15 protein-coding genes are annotated in these 18,853 nt (G+C 44.6%); 10 read left to right on the top strand and 5 right to left on the bottom strand.

Annotation, left to right across the window (positions count from 1 at the left end; genetic code table 11):
* Positions 1-72 precede the first annotated feature (72 nt).
* The 3 genes from H5073_RS09070 to H5073_RS09060 all read right to left on the bottom strand — a co-directional run bounded on the left by H5073_RS09070 (position 73) and on the right by H5073_RS09060 (position 3,791).
* Positions 73-1,359 (bottom strand): FAD-binding oxidoreductase, encoded by a 1,287-nt coding sequence (locus H5073_RS09070; protein WP_182679078.1) that lies wholly within the window; start codon positions 1,357-1,359, stop codon positions 73-75.
* Positions 1,360-1,579: 220 nt separating this feature from the next.
* On the bottom strand, positions 1,580-3,052 hold the full coding sequence (locus H5073_RS09065; protein ID WP_182679076.1) for a carbon starvation protein A: 1,473 nt from the start codon (positions 3,050-3,052) through the stop codon (positions 1,580-1,582).
* Positions 3,053-3,257: 205 nt separating this feature from the next.
* Complete coding sequence (locus tag H5073_RS09060) at positions 3,258-3,791, bottom strand: NUDIX hydrolase (protein ID WP_182679074.1); 534 nt, start codon at positions 3,789-3,791, stop codon at positions 3,258-3,260.
* A gap of 297 nt (positions 3,792-4,088) precedes the next feature.
* Between H5073_RS09060 and H5073_RS09055 the strand changes: the two genes are divergently transcribed.
* From H5073_RS09055 to H5073_RS09030, 6 genes are all read left to right on the top strand, one after another.
* Entirely contained in the window at positions 4,089-6,161 is a 2,073-nt protein-coding gene (locus tag H5073_RS09055) for a M13 family metallopeptidase (protein WP_182679072.1), read from the top strand.
* A gap of 251 nt (positions 6,162-6,412) precedes the next feature.
* Positions 6,413-8,092 carry a phosphoethanolamine--lipid A transferase gene (locus H5073_RS09050; RefSeq protein ID WP_310734236.1) on the top strand — a complete coding sequence of 560 codons (1,680 nt, stop codon included), beginning with the start codon at positions 6,413-6,415 and terminating at the stop codon, positions 8,090-8,092.
* 25 nt (positions 8,093-8,117) lie between these two features.
* A complete protein-coding gene (locus tag H5073_RS09045) occupies positions 8,118-8,495 on the top strand; it encodes a diacylglycerol kinase (protein WP_182679070.1) in 378 nt (125 codons plus the stop codon).
* Positions 8,496-8,594: 99 nt separating this feature from the next.
* On the top strand, positions 8,595-9,269 hold the full coding sequence (locus H5073_RS09040) for a response regulator transcription factor (RefSeq protein WP_182679068.1): 675 nt from the start codon (positions 8,595-8,597) through the stop codon (positions 9,267-9,269).
* A 252-nt stretch (positions 9,270-9,521) separates the two neighbouring features.
* The gene (locus tag H5073_RS09035) at positions 9,522-10,751 is read left to right on the top strand and encodes a sensor histidine kinase KdpD (RefSeq protein ID WP_182679066.1); all 1,230 of its coding nucleotides are present in this window, start codon (positions 9,522-9,524) and stop codon (positions 10,749-10,751) included.
* A gap of 60 nt (positions 10,752-10,811) precedes the next feature.
* A complete protein-coding gene (locus H5073_RS09030) occupies positions 10,812-12,275 on the top strand; it encodes a sensor histidine kinase KdpD (protein WP_182679065.1) in 1,464 nt (487 codons plus the stop codon).
* Between the two features lie 50 nt (positions 12,276-12,325).
* Here H5073_RS09030 and H5073_RS09025 read toward each other — a convergent pair whose 3' ends face one another.
* Complete coding sequence (locus H5073_RS09025; RefSeq protein ID WP_182679063.1) at positions 12,326-12,826, bottom strand: zinc ribbon-containing protein; 501 nt, start codon at positions 12,824-12,826, stop codon at positions 12,326-12,328.
* A 153-nt stretch (positions 12,827-12,979) separates the two neighbouring features.
* Here H5073_RS09025 and leuS point away from each other — a divergent pair, with 153 nt between their 5' ends.
* The 4 genes from leuS to nadD all read left to right on the top strand — a co-directional run bounded on the left by leuS (position 12,980) and on the right by nadD (position 17,937).
* Positions 12,980-15,571 carry a leucine--tRNA ligase gene (gene leuS / locus H5073_RS09020; protein WP_182679061.1) on the top strand — a complete coding sequence of 864 codons (2,592 nt, stop codon included), beginning with the start codon at positions 12,980-12,982 and terminating at the stop codon, positions 15,569-15,571.
* A gap of 137 nt (positions 15,572-15,708) precedes the next feature.
* Positions 15,709-16,203: an LPS assembly lipoprotein LptE gene (lptE, locus tag H5073_RS09015; RefSeq protein WP_041406040.1), complete on the top strand. Its 495-nt coding sequence runs from the start codon at positions 15,709-15,711 to the stop codon at positions 16,201-16,203.
* A 36-nt stretch (positions 16,204-16,239) separates the two neighbouring features.
* Entirely contained in the window at positions 16,240-17,271 is a 1,032-nt protein-coding gene (holA, locus tag H5073_RS09010; RefSeq protein ID WP_182679059.1) for a DNA polymerase III subunit delta, read from the top strand.
* Between the two features lie 3 nt (positions 17,272-17,274).
* A complete protein-coding gene (gene nadD / locus H5073_RS09005) occupies positions 17,275-17,937 on the top strand; it encodes a nicotinate-nucleotide adenylyltransferase (protein WP_182679057.1) in 663 nt (220 codons plus the stop codon).
* A 133-nt stretch (positions 17,938-18,070) separates the two neighbouring features.
* Here the strand turns inward: nadD and H5073_RS09000 are convergent, their stop codons facing one another.
* Complete coding sequence (locus H5073_RS09000) at positions 18,071-18,772, bottom strand: pseudouridine synthase (protein WP_182679055.1); 702 nt, start codon at positions 18,770-18,772, stop codon at positions 18,071-18,073.
* Positions 18,773-18,853: the final 81 nt, after the last annotated feature.

Here is an 18,853-nt window from a genome sequence, read left to right as displayed (position 1 = left end):
CCTTCTTAGCGTGCTCTCATGTTGAGCACCCTGTGGGGTAATAAATTGCCTAAGCCAAAGTAGATTAAATTGTTAGATGCCGAACCTGTCTCTTAAGGTGTAATACCAAGCGCCCAGAGCACTAAAAGGTACACGCAGTGCATGGCCACCGGGGAAGGGATAATGAGGCAAGCTTGCAAACGCATCAAAACGGGTCGCCTGACCATTGAGCATCTCGGCAATTAGCTTGCCTGCTAGATGGGTATAGGTGACGCCATGGCCACTACAGCCTTGAGAGTAATAGATATTATCGCCAATTCTGCCCACCTGTGGTAAACGAGAAAGCGTCATCAAAAAGTTACCCGTCCAAGCGTAATCAACTTTGACATCTTTAAGCTGTGGGAAGGTTTTAAGCAGTTTGGGCATGATAAGCGACTTGATATCAGCAGGGTCACGCGCGCCATACACCACGCCGCCACCAAACAATAGCCGTTTATCCCCTGATAGGCGGTAATAATCCAGCAGATAATTACAATCTTCAATGCAATAATCTTGGGGCAGCAAGCTCGCTGCTAGCGCATCATCCAAGGGTTCAGTCGCTATCACTTGGGTGCCGCAAGGCATAGATTTGGCGTGTAATTCTGGCAATAACTTACCTAAATAAGCGTTACCCGCCACCACCACAAATTTAGCGTTAACTTGGCCCAGCGCCGTATGAACCACAGGGTTTTGACCATCATCGACCTTGATCACCGCCGAGTCTTCAAAAATCAGACCTCCTAGCGACTCAACCGCCCGCGCTTCACCAAGTGCTAAGTTAAGCGGGTGAATATGGCCGCCACTTTTATCCAGCAGGCCGCCAACATAGAGTTCAGTATTAACCACTTTACCTATGGCATCTTTATCGAGCATCTCTAAATGACCAAGGTGGCCATGTTGCTCCCAGAGCTTTTTTTGTCCTTCAAGATGGCCCATTTGCTTGGCATTTAGCGCGGCGAATACCCCGCCATCTTTGAGATCGCAATCAATATTGTATTTTTTGATCCGTTCGCGAATGATTTTCCCGCCTTCAAAGGCCATTTGGCCAAATAATTTAGCCTGCTCTTTGCCAACCACTTTCTCAATGGAGTCGATATCTCGACTAAAAGAGTTAACAATTTGGCCGCCGTTCCTACCAGATGCGCCCCAGCCGATTCTAGCGGCCTCTAACACCACCACCTTCATGCCGCTTTCAAGTAAATGCAGTGCTGAAGATAAACCGGTATAGCCGGCACCAATAATACAAACATCAGTTTCAATTGAAGATTCTAAACGTGGGCGCTCAACTTTATCATTGGCTGACGCCGCATAATACGAACTAGCATGGGGTGTTGTAGGCATAGAACTTCCTTTGTAATGTCAAAGCTAAAGGGCACTAATTCATCCTACACTCAAGCACGGCAATTTTAAAAGAAGAATAACCCAGTTAGTAAAATTAACTTTTAATTAACCATAATTTAACGGTTGTGGCAGCAATAAAAATGGCCTTAGTCGTTAGATTAAGGCCATCTGATTTGCACTACAATCACAGCTCAACTGATACTTAAAGCAAACAAAGCAACTAAAGCACTTGGCGTTGACGCTTAACCTTAGCATGGGTGAATGTTAGGGCGATTAAACAAAGCACAGCAACAGCTATGCCCACTGGCTGGCTTAATGATTGCGGTAAACCTAAGCCTATACCTGCGGTCATTATGTAAGAGACCGTCACGCTGGTGCCCATAATGGCGGGTAAGCTCACTATCCAATGGAAGGCGCCTCGATCAAATAAGTATTTGGTCGCAAGCCACAACACGCTGGTTGATAACAACATATTTGAGAAAGCAAAGTAGCGCCAAATCAGCGAGAAATCGATTTTGGTCATTAAGTAAGCGATAACTAAAATAGGAAGCGCCACCAGCAGACGATTACGCACACTCTGGGGAATATTAAAGGCATCTATTATGGTGAGCCGCAGCGATCTAAAAGCCGTATCGCCCGACGTAATAGGGAACACTGCCACCGCAATAATAGCCATAATGCCACCAGCAACACCTAAATAACTGGTGGCCACTTGGTTGACAACTAATCCTGGACCACCTTGATCAAGCAAGGTTTTCAGTTCAAGGTAGCCACCAGGAAATGCCGCCATACCTGCCGTCGCCCACACACATGCCACTACGCCTTCAGATATCATAGCGCCATAATACACAGGGCGTACATATCGCTCATTGGTTAAGCAGCGCGCCATGATCGGGGCCTGAGTAGAATGAAAACCACTAATGGCGCCGCAAGTAATAGTCACAAACAGTAACGGCCACACAGGTAAACCATCTGGGTTGGGCGCCAGTAGCTCATTGTTATAATGGCTATGATCGAAATAGGCCAACACATCACCCATGACAGGTAATTCAGGGGCATTGAAGAGAATCGCCAGCGCAATCGAGACAGTCATGACTATCATCAATAGGCCAAAGGCGGGGTACAACTTAGTGATAATTTTATCTATCGGCAGTAAAGTTGCCAAAAAGTAATAGCCTAAAATCACCAACACCCAAAAAGTATTATTGGCAAGTATGGTGCCTTCAAAAAATTCAAGATTACTCAGTAATCCAGCAGGGCTCATAATAAACACCACCCCGACGAAAAATAGCAACATGGCCGTAAATAGCAGCATGACCCCTTTGAAATACACATTAAAATAATGCCCAGCGATTTCCGGCAGACTCTTACCGTCTTCTTTAATGCTCAAGACGCCAGAGAAATAATCATGCACCGCACCGCCAATAATATTACCCAGTACAATCCACACTAAGGCAATAGGGCCATAAAGCGCACCTAAGATCGGCCCAAAGATGGGCCCTACCCCTGCTACATTAAGAAATTGAATAAGGTAGGCTTTAAACGGATGAACTTTGACATAATCCACCCCATCTTCAAATCGAGATTGAGGGGTTTTTGCCTTGGGGTCTATGCCTGCTTGGCGCTCGACAAAAGGGCTGTAGAACTTATAGGCGAGTAATAGCAGCACAATACAGATCAAAAAAATCAACATGTTGAGTATCCATACTTGGAATATTTGAAGACTTAAGTGTCTTGCAGTTAACAAGCAAGGTCAATAGCTGGGCAGTTATACCAAAGTAGGGCTTGCTAAAACATTAACACGCCCTACTGACTGGCATTAACGGTTTCCCTAATTCAACATCAATGTGCCGTAATGCTGTGCTCAGTTGCTCTTGAGCAGAACTTAATCAAGGGGATTACCTAATAAGCTCAGCCTTTATTCGCTGCAATAGAAAGGTTTCTCGCTCGATTGACAGCCCCTTTTTAGCACTATTGGCCATAGTGCTAAGATTATGCTCGATGGCTTGATCAATATTGACCCACACAGGCGTCATGCCATTATTAATCTCATGGGCTTCAAACTCTGTATCACCCAGTTCAGCATCAATTTCGCAGCTAAAACAATAGGACAACATCTTAACTAGCCCATAGCCTTCTCGTGTCCAAGGACGATATTCTTCATAGACGCCAAATGGACGAATATTATTCACGCCTTTGGCGCCAGTTTCTTCTTTCAGTTCTCGTACCAGCCCAAGCTCTATCGACTCACCGTCATTAATACCACCGCCAGGTAAGCTGTAATCATGGTAGCGCTGAGTATAAAGCAGCAATATCTGCGTGCCTCTAAGCACTATAGCCCGAGTGGCTAAGCGAATAAGCATTTTGTCCTGATGCTGACTGACAAAATCGGCTTGGGTTTCTGGATGATAATGTGTAAGTAAATGGCGCATTAGGTTTTCTGTCTTTGGCTACATAATATCTTGGCCGCAGTGTAAAGGCCCGCGCTTGAAAGCTCAAGGATGGTGCTAACGCTTGATGGGACGCCACTATTTTGAGAAGCGCTTATATTTGCTCACACTTTTAAGATTGACATTTTCTGTCACAGTCTCAAAATGGTTGGCTTTGAAATAGCTCATTAAAAACAGTTCGATAAAAAGTAGCTCACGAAATATCCAGCAAAAATAAGTCTGCAGCTAGCTATTTAAGCCCATTTAAAGCGCACTCCACACTAGAGGACATATTAAACAATGAAGAAGTCATTAATTGCCATCGCCTTAGCGAGCACACTACTCAGTGCATGCGGTGCACCAGATACGAGCAATGAAGTAACAAACGAAACAAAGAGTGAAGCAACACAAACTGCGGCGGAACTCGGCAGTTTCGGTGTTGATTTAAGTGCACGCAACCAAGCCGTTAAACCAGGTGATGACTTTTTTATGCACGCCAGTGGCGCTTGGTATGACAACTTTGAAATGCCTGCAGATAAAACTCGCTATGGTGCATTCACCGCATTGGCTGAGCGCAGCGAAGACCAAGTTAAAGCCATCATTGATGATATCGCCAGCCGCACAGATCTTAACCCAGAAGAGCAGCTTATCGCCGATTTCTACAATTCTTACATGGATACGGACACAATAAATAAGCTTGGCGTTAGCCCAATTAAAGCCACGCTAGCCCAAATCGCAGCGATTGCCTCAACAGATGATCTGACCAAAGTTTTTGGTGAAGCTTGGCTTACGGGCTCAGCATCTCCAATTTGGGGCGGCATGTGGTTTAACCGTTTAGATCCAAACCAATACGAAATGTCCATGGGTGCTGGCGGACTTGGCTTACCAGATCGTTCTTACTATTTAGAAGCCAACGAGCGCTTTGAGAAAATTCGCAGCAGCTATGTAGCCCACATAGCACAGATGCTAGCTTTTGCAGGAATAGAAGATGGCAAAGCTCGCGCCGAAGCCGTATTAGCATTAGAAACCAAAATAGCTCAAGGTCACTGGCCAAGAGAGAAGCGCCGCGATCGCGATCTAACCCTTAATCAAATCAAGCGCACTGACTTAGCCAGCCAATATCCAGGCTTCAACTGGGATTTATATTTAACCCAAACGGGTTACCAAGTACCGCAATTAAATATTTCAGAGCCAGAACCGATTAAGGCGATGATTGCACTTATTAATCAAGAAGATATAAAAGTATGGCAAGACTATCTCAGCTTCCATGCTGTGAAAAATAACGCCGATTTATTGTCTGAAGAAATATATGCCGCAAAATTTGCTTTCTACGGCAAAGAGCTTGAAGGCCAAGAGCAGCCTCGTCCACGTTGGAAACGCGCTGTTGAAGAAATATCAGGAACTCAATCTCTAGGTTTCGCCTTAGGTAAAGTCTACGTAAAACGTTACTTCCCTGAGTCCTCTAAGAAGCAAATGGCTGAATTAGTTGAAAACCTACGTACAGCGCTAGGTCAACGTATCGATGGTTTAGATTGGATGGGTGATGCAACCAAGGTTAATGCTCACGCTAAACTTAAAGCCTTTACCCCTAAAATCGGCTATCCAGATGTGTGGCAAGAATTTGATGGTTTAACGCTAAACAATAAAGATTTAGTCGGCAACATCAAAAATCTACGTCAGTTTTTCCATGCCGATAGTGTCGCTAAAGAGCTTAAGAAAACTGACCGTAACCGTTGGGGCATGACGCCGCAATTCGTTAACGCTTACTACAACAGCTCGTTTAACGAGATAGTATTCCCAGCAGCCATATTGCAGCCACCATTTTTTGACCCGAACGCTGATGCTGCAGTTAACTATGGCGGTATTGGCGCTGTGATCGGCCACGAAATGGGCCACGGCTTTGATGACCAAGGTTCAAAGTCTGATGCCGAGGGTATTCAACGTAACTGGTGGACCGATGAAGATAGAGCGGCTTTCGAAGCCAAAGCTGACATGCTAGCCGAGCAGTACAGCAAGTATGAGCCAATCGAAGGTAACTTCGTTAACGGTCGTAACAGCCTTGGGGAAAATATCGGTGATGTGGGTGGTCTGTCAATGGCTTACCACGCCTATAAGCTGAGCCTAAATGGCAAAGAAGCGCCAATCATAGATGGGGTTACAGGCGATCAACGCTTCTTCCTAGCTTGGGCACAAGTATGGAAAGAAAAACGTACCGAACAAAGCATGCTAAGCCAGCTTAAAGCAGGCACTCATGCACCTGGGCAATTCCGTGCCCAAGCCCCCCGTAACCACGATGCTTGGTATAAAGCTTTTGATGTGAAGCCTGGCGACAAGTTATACCTGAGTGAAGATCAGCGGGTGCGTATTTGGTAGGCTGTTAAGTCCGCTTAATAAGCGTTAATTTAATTCTAGACTTAGATGCTGGTTTAGATACATTTAGCAAGCCAGCACAGTAAGCTTTAGCCACAATGCCAGTCAGTGATCTGACTGGCATTGTTATTTTGTGTTTAAGGCCATTAAAGTAACATCCAGCAAACTCTACAGTTAAGATTCAGTATATCTTCAGTAATCCTTAAGTTTTCACTGCTAAATTTCGCTCATTCTGTACCAAGACGAGATTTATTGTGAGAACTTCCCAGCCTGTATCATACCGCGTCCCCCTCAGCTTGCCATTTGTGAAGTTGCCCAAGTTTGCCTTACCGTCACTGGCAATGAGTCCAACTCACTTTATTATCGCCTTATCGGTTTTCTATGCATTGGTATTGAATTTCCCTGTGCTGCGTAAAATAGCAGAGCTTGCAGCCGAGGGTCACAACCTTTTTATTGCCTCGGCCGCATTATTATTGTTTGGCTGTTTCTTATTGGTATTTTCTTTACTGACCATTAAATACCTTTATAAACCTGTATTGATTATCATCACTATGACTTCAGCCATGGCTATGTATGCCACGCTTAGCTATAACGTCATGTTTGATAGCGCCATGATAGAAAATATTTTTGAAACCAATAGCGCCGAAGCCCACTCCTATTTAAGTCTATCTTCAATCGGTTACCTAGTATTGTTTGGCCTGCTGCCTTCATTGCTAATCGCTAAAATCAACCTTAAACCTGCCAAGAGTTGGCTACATGGCCTGCTAGCTCGTAGTTTGCTGATCTTAACAGCACTAGCCCTTATTGCTTTAGTGGCGGCATTTTTCTATAAAGATTACGCCTCAGTTGGCCGTAATAATAAATACCTCACCAAGATGATTATCCCTGCTCACGTAGTGAACTCAGTGAAGTACATAAAACAGAAATATTTCACCACGCCATTAAGCTATAACGTTCTAGGCGCCGATGCAGCACTTATCCCAGGTCAGTCAAAAAAGCCTAAATTAGTCGTACTGGTTGTGGGTGAAACCGCCAGGGCACAAAACATGGCCTATAACGGTTATGGCCGTAACACCAATCCCTACACCCAAGACTTAGGCATGATTTCATTTCAAAATGTGTCTTCTTGCGGCACAGCAACGGCGCATTCTTTGCCTTGTATGTTCTCTAACTTAGGCAAAGATAGTTATCAAAGAGATCGTGCCGATGCCCAAGATAATGTTTTAGATATCATTGCAAAAACAGGCACTAACATAGTGTGGATTGAAAATGATGGCGGTGATAAAGAGGTAGCCAAACGCTTAACCTCTCAGACTATTAGCCCTAGCAAAGACAATAGCTTATGCAATGGCAATACCTGCTATGACATGGCTTTAGTGGAACTATTAAAACAACAGCTGGTCTCAGATGGTGCGAATAAGCTTATCGCACTGCATACCATAGGCAGCCACGGCCCAACCTATTGGCAGCGTTACCCAGATGATATGGAGCGCTTTAAGCCCGCTTGTCGCCAAAGTGATATTGAAAACTGCACTGATGAAGAGATCATCAATGTCTATGACAACACCTTGGCCTACACAGATTATGTATTAGCAAGCACCATAGCCCTACTGAAAGAAAAAAACCAAGAGTACGATGTGGCTTTAATGTACATCTCAGATCATGGTGAATCTTTAGGTGAAAATGGCCTGTACCTTCATGGCACCCCCTACAGCTTTGCCCCTGATGAGCAAACTAAAGTGCCTTGGTTTCTTTGGTTAGATGAAGGATTTAGCCAAAGCTATGGCATTGACCAGGTTTGCCTGAAGACTAAAGCAGCCCAAGGACAATTCTCCCACGACAATCTATTCCATAGTTTATTGGGCTTGTACGGGGTGAAGACTCAAGTTAAGAAACCTGAACTCGACATTATCAACAGCTGTAAAGCTGCTTAAGTCACCTATAAAAAAAGGAACAATCATGTCTAACAGCCAAACTTTAGTTGTTAAGCGCACCGGAATAACACGGGTACTTTATACCTGCGTGCACAGTTTTAATGGCCTTAAATGGATGGTTAAAAATGAAGCCGCGTTTCAACAAGAATTAATGCTGTTTATTCCATTATCTATCTTGGCTTTTTACCTTGATATCAGCTTAAGCCATTCGCTAATTTTAGTGGCCAGCCTCTTGTTTGTGCTATTTGCTGAACTTGTAAACACAGCTATTGAAGTGGTAATAGACAGAGTTAGTCTAGCCCATCACCCAATGTCAGGCTTAGCAAAAGACATAGGTTCAAGCTTAGTACTGATCAGTATGGCTCTGACCACTCTACTTTGGGCTGCTATTCTTTGGCAATGATCGCATCACAAAGCACTTGCCAGAGAAGTGTGATTAACAAAATGTATATGCTCATCATTGAGCAACTTAGTCGCAGTAAACATTAAATAAGGTCACATCTTGAAAGTACTTTTGATTGAAGATTCTGAGCCACTTAGACGTGGATTGAAAGTCGGCTTAGATCACTTAGGTTTTACCATAGATGATACTGGCGATGGCGCCCACGGCCTCAGCATGGCGCTGACCAATCATTATGATGTCATTATTCTTGATCTTATGTTGCCCAGCGTTGATGGCATTAGCATACTTAAAAGTATCAGGCAGCTAGGCAACCAAGCCAAAGTCATCATCTTGTCTGCCAAGTCGCAAACCGAAGACAGAGTCAACGGCTTGCTCGCCGGCGCCGATGACTACTTAGGTAAGCCTTTTTCCTTTGATGAGCTGCACGCAAGGCTTATTGCCCTTACTCGCCGCGGACAATTGACCCAAGTTAGCTCTCATATTGTGGTGGAAGAGTTTGAGCTAGATCCCACTAGAAAAACCTTTTCCTACCAAGGAAAAATCATAGAATTAACCAAGAATGAATACAAAATACTTGAGTATCTTTTCAGCAATCAAGATCAAGTTCTCAACCCAGAACAAATCAGTGAAGCCGTCGTGGGCAGCTATGATCTATTATCAAAAAACACCATAGAAGCGCATTTATCGGCAATACGTAAAAAAGCTAAATTGCTGGGCGGCACCTTGCCGATTAAAAACAAACGTGGTTTTGGCTACTTTATTGGAGCCTGCTAGTTTTGGTTGTGAAATCAATAAAACAACAATTAATAAACGCCATGACATTTTCCGTTTTTTGCATTGTTATCACTATTTTTATCACATTAGACAGCATAGATTCATGGAGTGAAGACGAGGTTGATGCAGGCTTAATGGCTAAGTCGATAGAATTAACTCAGAGCATTATTTCTGCAAAAGGAGAACTTACATCGCTTCCTAGCGCCGTTAGCACATCAGATTTTAAACTCGGATTAATAGGCCGTATTTTCATTGCGCCGTATTTTCATTGCGCCCTATCTTTCATCCGATGAATACATTCAAATTTGGGAAAATCAAACCCTCAAACTCAGTTCAGCTTCGATGAGCGCATTTTCAAGTCATCAGCTTATCCATCCCCAACTGGTCAATAACACGGTGAAAACCTTTCACACTGTATTACCCGATGGCCGAGCCGGGCGAGCGATTGTTTCTCGCTTTAGCGTCCCTCAAGCCAATACTTATTTACTCGACTCGGGCCATTCGCCCAAAATATTAACCTTAAGCATAGTGATCCCCATAGAAGAGTTAGATGAACTGTTTGATAGGGTGGAAGTCGTTATACAGCTAGGCTTAGTATTTATGCTCATCTTAGTGCGTTTATTAGTTGTCCATATCATAGAGCTAGGCTTTGCGCCGATGAATAAGCTCAATCAACACCTAAAAACCCTCGATGCTAAGGGGCAACTGGCACCTTTTCCACAAGATGATAATGAGACTGAAGAACTGTTACTGATTAAAGCTGAACTCAATAATTTCATTAAACTCAATCAACAACATTTAGACAAAGAAAAACGCATTACCGCAGACATAGCCCATGAATTAAAAACCCCGCTGACAGAATTAATCAATTTAAGCGAAATGCGAATTCGCTATCCAGATGACAATAGAATTAGTCAATTTTATCAAAAAGATGTGCTCGACATCAGCATTAAAATGAAAGACATAATCAATGGCTTACTTTTACTGCAAAGGGCATCGGCCGATACCCTTTTCCTTAATAAGGTCAGCCTTGAACTGCCAGAGTTATTAGCTCTCAACATTAAAAGTTTGCAGCCTAAATACCCGGATGCAGCGCAAAGAATCACGATTAACCACAACATATCTCCCAGCCAATACCGGGCAGACGCCTTTTCGCTAAATACCATTTTCAGTAATTTATTGGATAATGCCCTCTACTACAGCCCAGTAGCTTCAGCCATTAGCCTCACTATGTACAATGATCCCCTGAACAATATTTGTATCGCGATAACCAATGAGTTGAATCACAATATCAGCCAAGGAGATCTTGATAATCTCACTAAACCCCTGTTTCAAATAGATGAATCTCGTACCAATCCCAACCGCCATGGGCTGGGTTTATCCATTGTTGAGAATATTGCCCGTAGCAATGGATTTTCTTTTAATTTCATGAAAGTATCTGAGCTGAAAATACGTTTTATGCTGACTCTCCCGCATCAATAATGGCTGGCGAGGCTCTTCGCAATATTAACAACAGCATAGTAAAAGGCTAACGAGTCAAAGATGACGATAAAATCCATAAAAAACACCTTAGTCAACACTATGACTTATTCGGTATCAGCCATAGTTGTCATCGTTTTTTTAGCCATAGACATTAATATAGATAATTGGATTGATAAAGAATTTGACAGTGCGTTAACCAATAAAGCCAATTATCTCAAGACACTGGTTAAAGTCACAAATCCAAGCCAATCCCAAGTGGAGTTTGATTTTGCCGATGAGTTTATGCCGGAATTCTCCTTGCCTGCAGATGGCGAATACTTTCAACTATGGCAGGACGGCAAAGAATTTGAGCGCTCCGACTCCCTGCTTAAATTTAAAGACGCCAGCTTAATAAAGCCTGCACAAGCCCTTAATACAACTGAATTTTACAATATTACCCTACCCGATGGCCGCAGCGGCCGCGCCATAGTGTCGACATTCACCCCCCAAATCCCCCAAGACGAAGACAAAGACAAGTTAGCCAACTTAATGCCGATGCAGCTGACATTAGCGGTATCTAAAGAGGAGTTGTCTAATATTTTGATCATTATCGATACCAGCATGGCTTTAGGGCTCGTCGCCATGATAGTGCTAATGCGGTTATTGATGATGAAGGTGATTGATGCGGGTCTAAGACCATTGAACGAGCTCAACCAGCAACTAAAATCGGCCAATATTAAGGATGACCTAACTCCATTTAGTGTCGATGACGATGAGTTTATCGAAATAGAACCCATAAAAAATGAACTGAATCGCTTCACTAGACTCAACCAGCAGCATTTGCTCAATGAAAAACGCATCACAGCTGATATCGCCCATGAACTCAAAACGCCTATTTCAGAGTTAATCAATCTCTCAGAGATGCACATTCGCTACCCGAATGATGTGCGTATTAGCACGACTTACAAGCAAGATGTGCTCAGCATTAGTTTGAAGATGAAAAATATTGTCAGTAAGCTGCTATTACTGCAACAAGCCGCAGCAGGCGCATTATCTATTGCACCTCAGACAGTAAACCTACGAGCAAGCATAGAACAAATTATTAAAGAGCAATTGAATAAGCATCCGAGCGCTCAACATCGCCTTATCATCCAGGATGAACTCACAACCGCAACAATCAAACTCGATGCTTTTTCTATTCACTGTATTTTAAGTAATTTGATTGATAACGCCTTATTCTATAGTCCTGATGATTCAGAGGTTTTCATTCGCCTTAAGCCTGAACAAACACCAGGGCTGAGCGTATGCATAGAGATAGAAAACCAACTGACTGCAAATTTAAGCGACGAAGACTTAGAAAAATTAACTATGCCTTTATATCAATTAGAAACCTCGCGCAGTAATCCCGATAGACATGGATTAGGGCTTAGCATAGTAGACAAGATAGCCAAGGCGAATAACTTCGATTTTAGTTTTAATAAAACCTCAAAGCACAGCTTAGTGTTTAGTCTTAATTTGCCCATCATTAATAACCAAAAAAAATAGCCGCAGGACAAGGCCTACGGCTAAATCTAGTGGTTAAATTGACTTAGGCATTAAGGCAAAAATGCCTCGCGGGTAAATTCATTATTGTCACACGTAGGGCAATCACTGATAACGCTTGGAAACTCTATTAGCATTTCATGCTCACATTCAGTGCACACCATGCGCCCTTGGCTGATAATTTCACCACTTTGGTAACAGCCATGGTGTTTAAAATCTTGGCTTAATTCGTGCCATTCCACCTGACTTTTGTCAGTAATTTCGTTAAGCCAATGCCAAAATGTGTTCTCAATCGCTATCATAGTCGGACTGTGGCTCAAGCTATCAGCGTTTTGCTCCTTCAAGAAGCTGGCAATATCACGTTTTAAAAATTCTTCCACTAATGCAATTTCAGTCTCATCAGCCTGTGATTTAAGCAGGAGGTACTGCTTACTTTTCAATATTGACTGATATAAGACCTTGATTGTAGGCGAATCTTCTTCTTTATATTGCAGTTTTACTTGTTCAATAAGTGCCTGATATAGTGCGAGTAACGCTGTACTTCTTCCACTCATAGGTAATACTCCTTCACTGGAACCTTTTTAATGCATCACTTCTAGTTTATTCTATGTGGATCTTAATCGCGCTTTTGAGCGTTAGATCAAACTTAGACCAAACATAGATCACATTCAGATCAAACAATGGGCGGCATGGCCGGAAATAGATTAATGCAAGAGCTATATAATCCCTCAGAAATTGAAGCGCTAGTGCAGAAGCACTGGCAAGAACACAAAACATTTGAAGTCACTGAAGATGAAAGCAAAGAGAAGTTTTATTGCCTCTCTATGTTTCCTTATCCATCAGGTCGACTTCACATGGGCCATGTCCGTAACTACACCATAGGCGATGTGGTAGCGCGTTACCAGCGTCTGCAAGGTAAAAATGTTTTACAGCCAATTGGTTGGGACTCATTTGGTCTGCCTGCAGAAAACGCAGCAATCAATAACAACACCTCACCAGCTCCGTGGACTTACGAAAACATCGACTACATGAAGAACCAGCTTAAGTTATTAGGCTTTGGTTACGATTGGAGCCGTGAAATCGCCACTTGTACCCCTGAGTACTACCGCTGGGAACAATGGTTCTTCACCAAGCTATTTGATAAAGGCATGGTTTACAAGAAGACTGCCTCAGTTAACTGGTGTCCACACGATGAAACCGTGCTGGCCAACGAGCAAGTACAAGACGGTTGCTGCTGGCGCTGTGACACCCCTGTTATCCAAAAAGAAATTCCGCAGTGGTTCATTAAAATCACCGACTACGCCGAAGAATTGCTTAACGATATCGACACCTTAGACGGCTGGCCTGAGCAAGTTAAAGCCATGCAGCGTAACTGGATAGGTCGCAGCGAAGGCATAGAAATGACCTTTAAGGTCAAAGATAGCGAACAAAGCTTCGATATCTACACCACACGCCCCGATACTTTAATGGGCGTAACCTATGTGGCCATTGCTGCAGGTCACCCCTTAGCCGAGCAAGCCGCTAGCACTAACCCTGGGTTAGCCGCCTTTATCGAAGAGTGTAAAAACGCTGATACCACAGAAGCCGCCATGGCCTCGATGGAGAAAAAAGGCGTAGCCACCGGCCTTGAAGCCGTGCACCCTATTTCTGGCAAATTAGTGCCAATTTGGGTCGCAAACTTTGTGCTGATGAATTATGGCACTGGCGCTGTAATGTCAGTCCCTGCCCACGATCAACGTGACTATGAATTTGCCAAGGCTTATGGCCTTGAAATGCAAGCTGTCATCAAGCCTGTTGATGGCGATGTGGATATCAGCAAAGAAGCTTACACAGAAAAAGGCATGCTATTTAACTCAGGCGCTACTTTCCCTGAGCTTGATGGCCTTGAATTCCAAGCCGCTTTCGATGCCATTGACGCCCGCTTAACCGCTGAAGGCAAAGGCAAGCGCCAAGTGAATTACCGTCTACGTGACTGGGGCGTTTCTCGTCAACGTTACTGGGGCGCGCCCATTCCTATGGTGACCTTGGCCGATGGCACTGTGATGCCAACCCCTGAAGATCAACTGCCAGTCATACTGCCAGAAGATGTGAAGATGGACGGGATTCAAAGCCCAATCAAAGCTGATAAAGCTTGGGCTGAGACCACGGTTGACGGCAAGCCAGCGTTTCGTGAAACCGATACCTTCGATACCTTTATGGAGTCATCTTGGTATTACGCCCGTTACTGTAGCCCCCATGCTGATGAGATGTTAGATCCCGCCAAGGCTAACTACTGGTTACCGGTAGATCAGTACATTGGCGGCATAGAACATGCTTGTATGCATTTGCTTTACTTCCGTTTTTTCCACAAGTTACTCCGTGATGCGGGACTTGTGAACTCAAACGAGCCAGCCAAACGTCTATTGACTCAAGGCATGGTGCTTGCCGATGCGTATTACTACACCAATGAAAAAGGCGCCCGCGTATGGGTATCACCATTGGAAGCTGACATTGTTGAAAAAGACGATAAAGGCCGCGTAGTCAAAGCGGTAGACAGCCAAGGCAATGAGCTTACCTATACAGGTATGTGCAAAATGTCTAAGTCGAAAAACAACGGCATAGACCCACAAACCATGGTGGAAAAATACGGCGCCGATACCGTGCGTCTATTTATGATGTTCGCATCCCCTCCTGAGCTAACGCTCGAGTGGCAAGAGTCTGGCGTTGAAGGCGCTCACAGATTCATTAAGCGTCTGTGGAAACTTGCCAGTGACCATGTTGCCGCTGGCCCAACTGAAGCATTAGAGCTAAGCAAGTTAAGCTCATCTCAAAAAGCCCTGCGCCGTGAGCTGCATAAGACAATTGCCAAAGTCAGCGATGACATAGGCCGTCGTCAGATGTTCAACACCGCCGTTGCTGCTGTGATGGAGCTGATGAATCATTTATCTAAAGCGCCACAAGACAGCGCCCAAGACCGTGCTTTACTGGCTGAAGCCTTAAGCGCAGTGACGCGTTTGCTATACCCTATCATCCCGCACATGAGCTTTACCCTGTGGAATGAATTGGGTAACGCTAGCAACATCGAAGACAGCCGCTGGCCAGACGTCGATGAAGCGGCGCTAGTTGAAGACAGCAAGCTGATTGTGGTGCAAGTGAACGGTAAAGTTCGCGCTAAAATCACAGTGGCTGCAGATATCACTAAAGAAGCCGTTGAACAACTTGGCTTAGATGATGAACACGTGCAAAAACACCTTGAGGGCTTAACGGTTCGCAAAGTGATTTATGTACCTGGTAAACTGCTTAGCCTAGTCGCTAACTAGTCTGCAGGCCCTTGGTGAGCCAAACTTGCCAAGGGCCTTTTTTATCTCTGACCCTATGTTGAGAAATAAACATTTAGTGATGTTGTTTACTATAGATAATAACCACAGTTATCAATCACAAGGAGGCTAATTTCGTGATCCCTTTGAAATCGACAGGCCTAGCATTAATCGCAGCAGTGTTGCTGATGACCAGCGGCTGCGGCTTTAAATTGCAGCGCAGTTACTCCATTCCAGCATCCCTTGAACAGCTGCACCTTAGCAGTACCGATAAATACAGTGAGTTATCTCGTCTGGTTGCCGACCGCCTGCGGGTAAACCGCATCAGTTTAATTGATGCTGATGAAAAACAACCGACCTTACGCTTGATATCAGACACCTTAGAGCGCAGCACTTTGTCCCTCTACCCCACGGGTAATGTGGCCGAATATGAGCTGATTTATCATGTGCATTTCTCCGTTGCCTTCTACCAACAAGATCCCCAGGAATTTGATGTCGAGATCCGCCGCGACTACCAAGACGATCCTCGCACAGCGTTAGCTAAAAGCCGTGAAATGGAGTTATTAGTCAAAGAGATGCGCATTCAAGCGGCCGACAATATTATTCAAACTCTATCCTCCATCGAGGCGAACTAATACAGTGCGCTTGCTAACCAAAGTCGTTGCCCGCTGATGCGCGTCTATCCTGATAAACTCAGCCAATACTTAACCAAGCTTCCAGCATGTTTTCTGCTGTTTGGTGATGACCCTTGGCTGGTGGATAATGCCAAGAGGCAAATATTAAAAGCCGCTAAAAAACAAGGCTTTGAAGAGCGAGTGCAACTGGCTCAAGAGAACAACTTTAATTGGGATGAACTCCAACAAGAATGGCAATCCATGAGTTTGTTTGCCAGTCGGCGCATTATTGAGCTGCAACTGCCCAATGCCAAGCCCGGCACCGACGGCTCTGCCGCGCTGCAAAGCCTGATGCAATCCCCCAATCCTGATGTGCTGTTAATTCTTCACGGCCCTAAGCTTGCGAGCGAGCAGACCAATAATAAATGGTTTAAAAGTTTAGATGCCCACGGGGTTTATGTGCCTTGCATTACCCCTGAGGGCAAGCAGTTTTCTCGCTGGCTCGATGAGCGCATCAACTTGTATAAATTGCAGTTAGATCATGATGCTAAAGCCATGCTATTTAATTTGTTCGAAGGCAATTTATTGGCCGCAGAGCAAGCCTTGCAGCTACTGCAATTACTCAGCCCTAACACGCTCATCCACAGCGATAAGCTCAGCGACTACTTTGAAGATCAGTCGCACTTTAGTGTGTTCCAATTGATGGATGCACTGCTTAGCAACCATCAAAAACAAGCCCAGCACATGCTTGCTCAGCTCGCCAGTGAAGACACCGCGCTGCCAATTCTGCTGTGGGCACTGTTTAAAGAACTCACCACCCTGCTGGCGTTAAAACAGGCTCAAACACAGGGTGAGCAACTGAACTCCTTATGGTCAAAGCACCGCATTTGGGATAAACGTAAACCCTTGTATCAACATGCTTTGAGTCACCTGTCTTTGCCGCAAATTGAACACATGTTGGCATTTGCCTCCAAGCTTGAAGTGAACCTCAAGCAACACGGCGATGACAACTGGGTTGGACTGAGCCACTTATGCTTATTATTCGACCCCGCCGCCCACAGCAAACTTGCCCATATTGAATTGGGCTAAGCCATGCGAATCGGTATTTTAGGTGGCACGTTCGATCCTATCCATTACGGCCATATTCGCCCCGCACTGGAAGTTAAAGCCGCCCTTAAGCTGGACAGCATTTGGCTGATGCCCAATCACATTCCGCCCCATAAAGCCGGCCCTAAAACCGGCACAGCCCACAGGCAGGCTATGGTGGAGTTGGTGTGTAACTCCCACAATGAATTTGAGCTTTGCGACATTGAAATAAACCGCGACACGCCATCCTTCACCGTCACGAGCTTACAGCAGCTGACGCAAGCTTATCCTCAGCATGAGTTCTACTTCATCATGGGCATGGATTCATTTAGTCAGCTGGACCGCTGGCATCAATGGCAAACCCTGTTTGAACTGTGCCATATCGTCGTCTGTCAGCGCCCTGGTTGGCCGCTCGCGCACAGCTCAAACATGGCCAAGCTCATGCAAACTAAGGTGCTACAGCGCCAGCAAGCGCAGGTTATTAATGCCAAATCAACACAGACCGCCAAGGTTGGCGATATTTTTCCTGTCAGTATCACAGCCCAAGATATTTCATCCACTGAAATAAGGGCGCAGATAGGCAAACTCGGCTTAGATAATCAAGCATTAAACCAACTGCTACCTGCCAATGTTATCGATTATATCAAGCTGCATGGGCTGTATCGCTAAGCCAGAATGTGAGTGGTTAGTGGTTAGTGGTTAGTGGTAAAATGTTAGCGGTTAATCGTTAGTGGTTAGTGGTAAAATGTTAGCGGTTAATCGTTAGTCGTTAGTCGTTTATGGTTAGTCAGAAAAAAAACCGTTAACCCATGGCGTTCACTTCAGCCTCTGTTAGCTCACGCCACTGTCCTTGGGGCACATCCAAACTGATAGCGCCTATTTTCTCTCGATGCAGCGACACCACTTTATTCCCCACGGCGGCAAACATACGTTTTACTTGATGAAATTTGCCCTGAGTCAGAGTCAATAACACTTGGGTAGGCGCAATAATTTCAAGCTTGGCGGGCAAGGTAAGCTCGCGCTCCCCTTGCAATAAGATCCCCGCTAAAAACGTATCGGCAACCTCTGGCCCTAGGGGTTTAGCAAGCCCAACTCGGTACACTTTGCTGCAATCAGAGTTAGGACTGGTGATAGTAAATGACCAGCGACCATCGTCGGTGGCGAGTAATAGCCCTGTGGTATCCGCATCCAATCGACCAACTAAATGCAGCTCGCTGCTGTTATCTATGTTCAATACATCGAACACCGAGGGATACTTTGTCGACTTACCAGGTTCAGAGATATTAGCGCTTAAGCAGTTGGCAGGTTTATGTAGTAAGAGGTAGCGAAAAGGCCTGGGGACAAGATGCTTACCATCGAGAATAATGTGATTATTTTCATGCACCTGCGCCGCTTCATCAAGTATCGCCACCCCGTTGACCAACACTCTTTCATGATGAATAGCCTGAACCGCCTCTGTTCGAGACAAAGGGGTACTTTTGCAGACAAATTTATCTAAACGCATAACAACAAATATCACTCATAAAAGGCATTAACTGCATTATCCGTTATCAAAAGCAATAAACAAGGCCAGTATATTATTACT

Source organism: Shewanella sp. SR44-3 (assembly GCF_014163735.1).
Taxonomy (GTDB): domain Bacteria; phylum Pseudomonadota; class Gammaproteobacteria; order Enterobacterales; family Shewanellaceae; genus Shewanella.
This window is presented reverse-complemented; position numbering and strand designations above follow the sequence as displayed.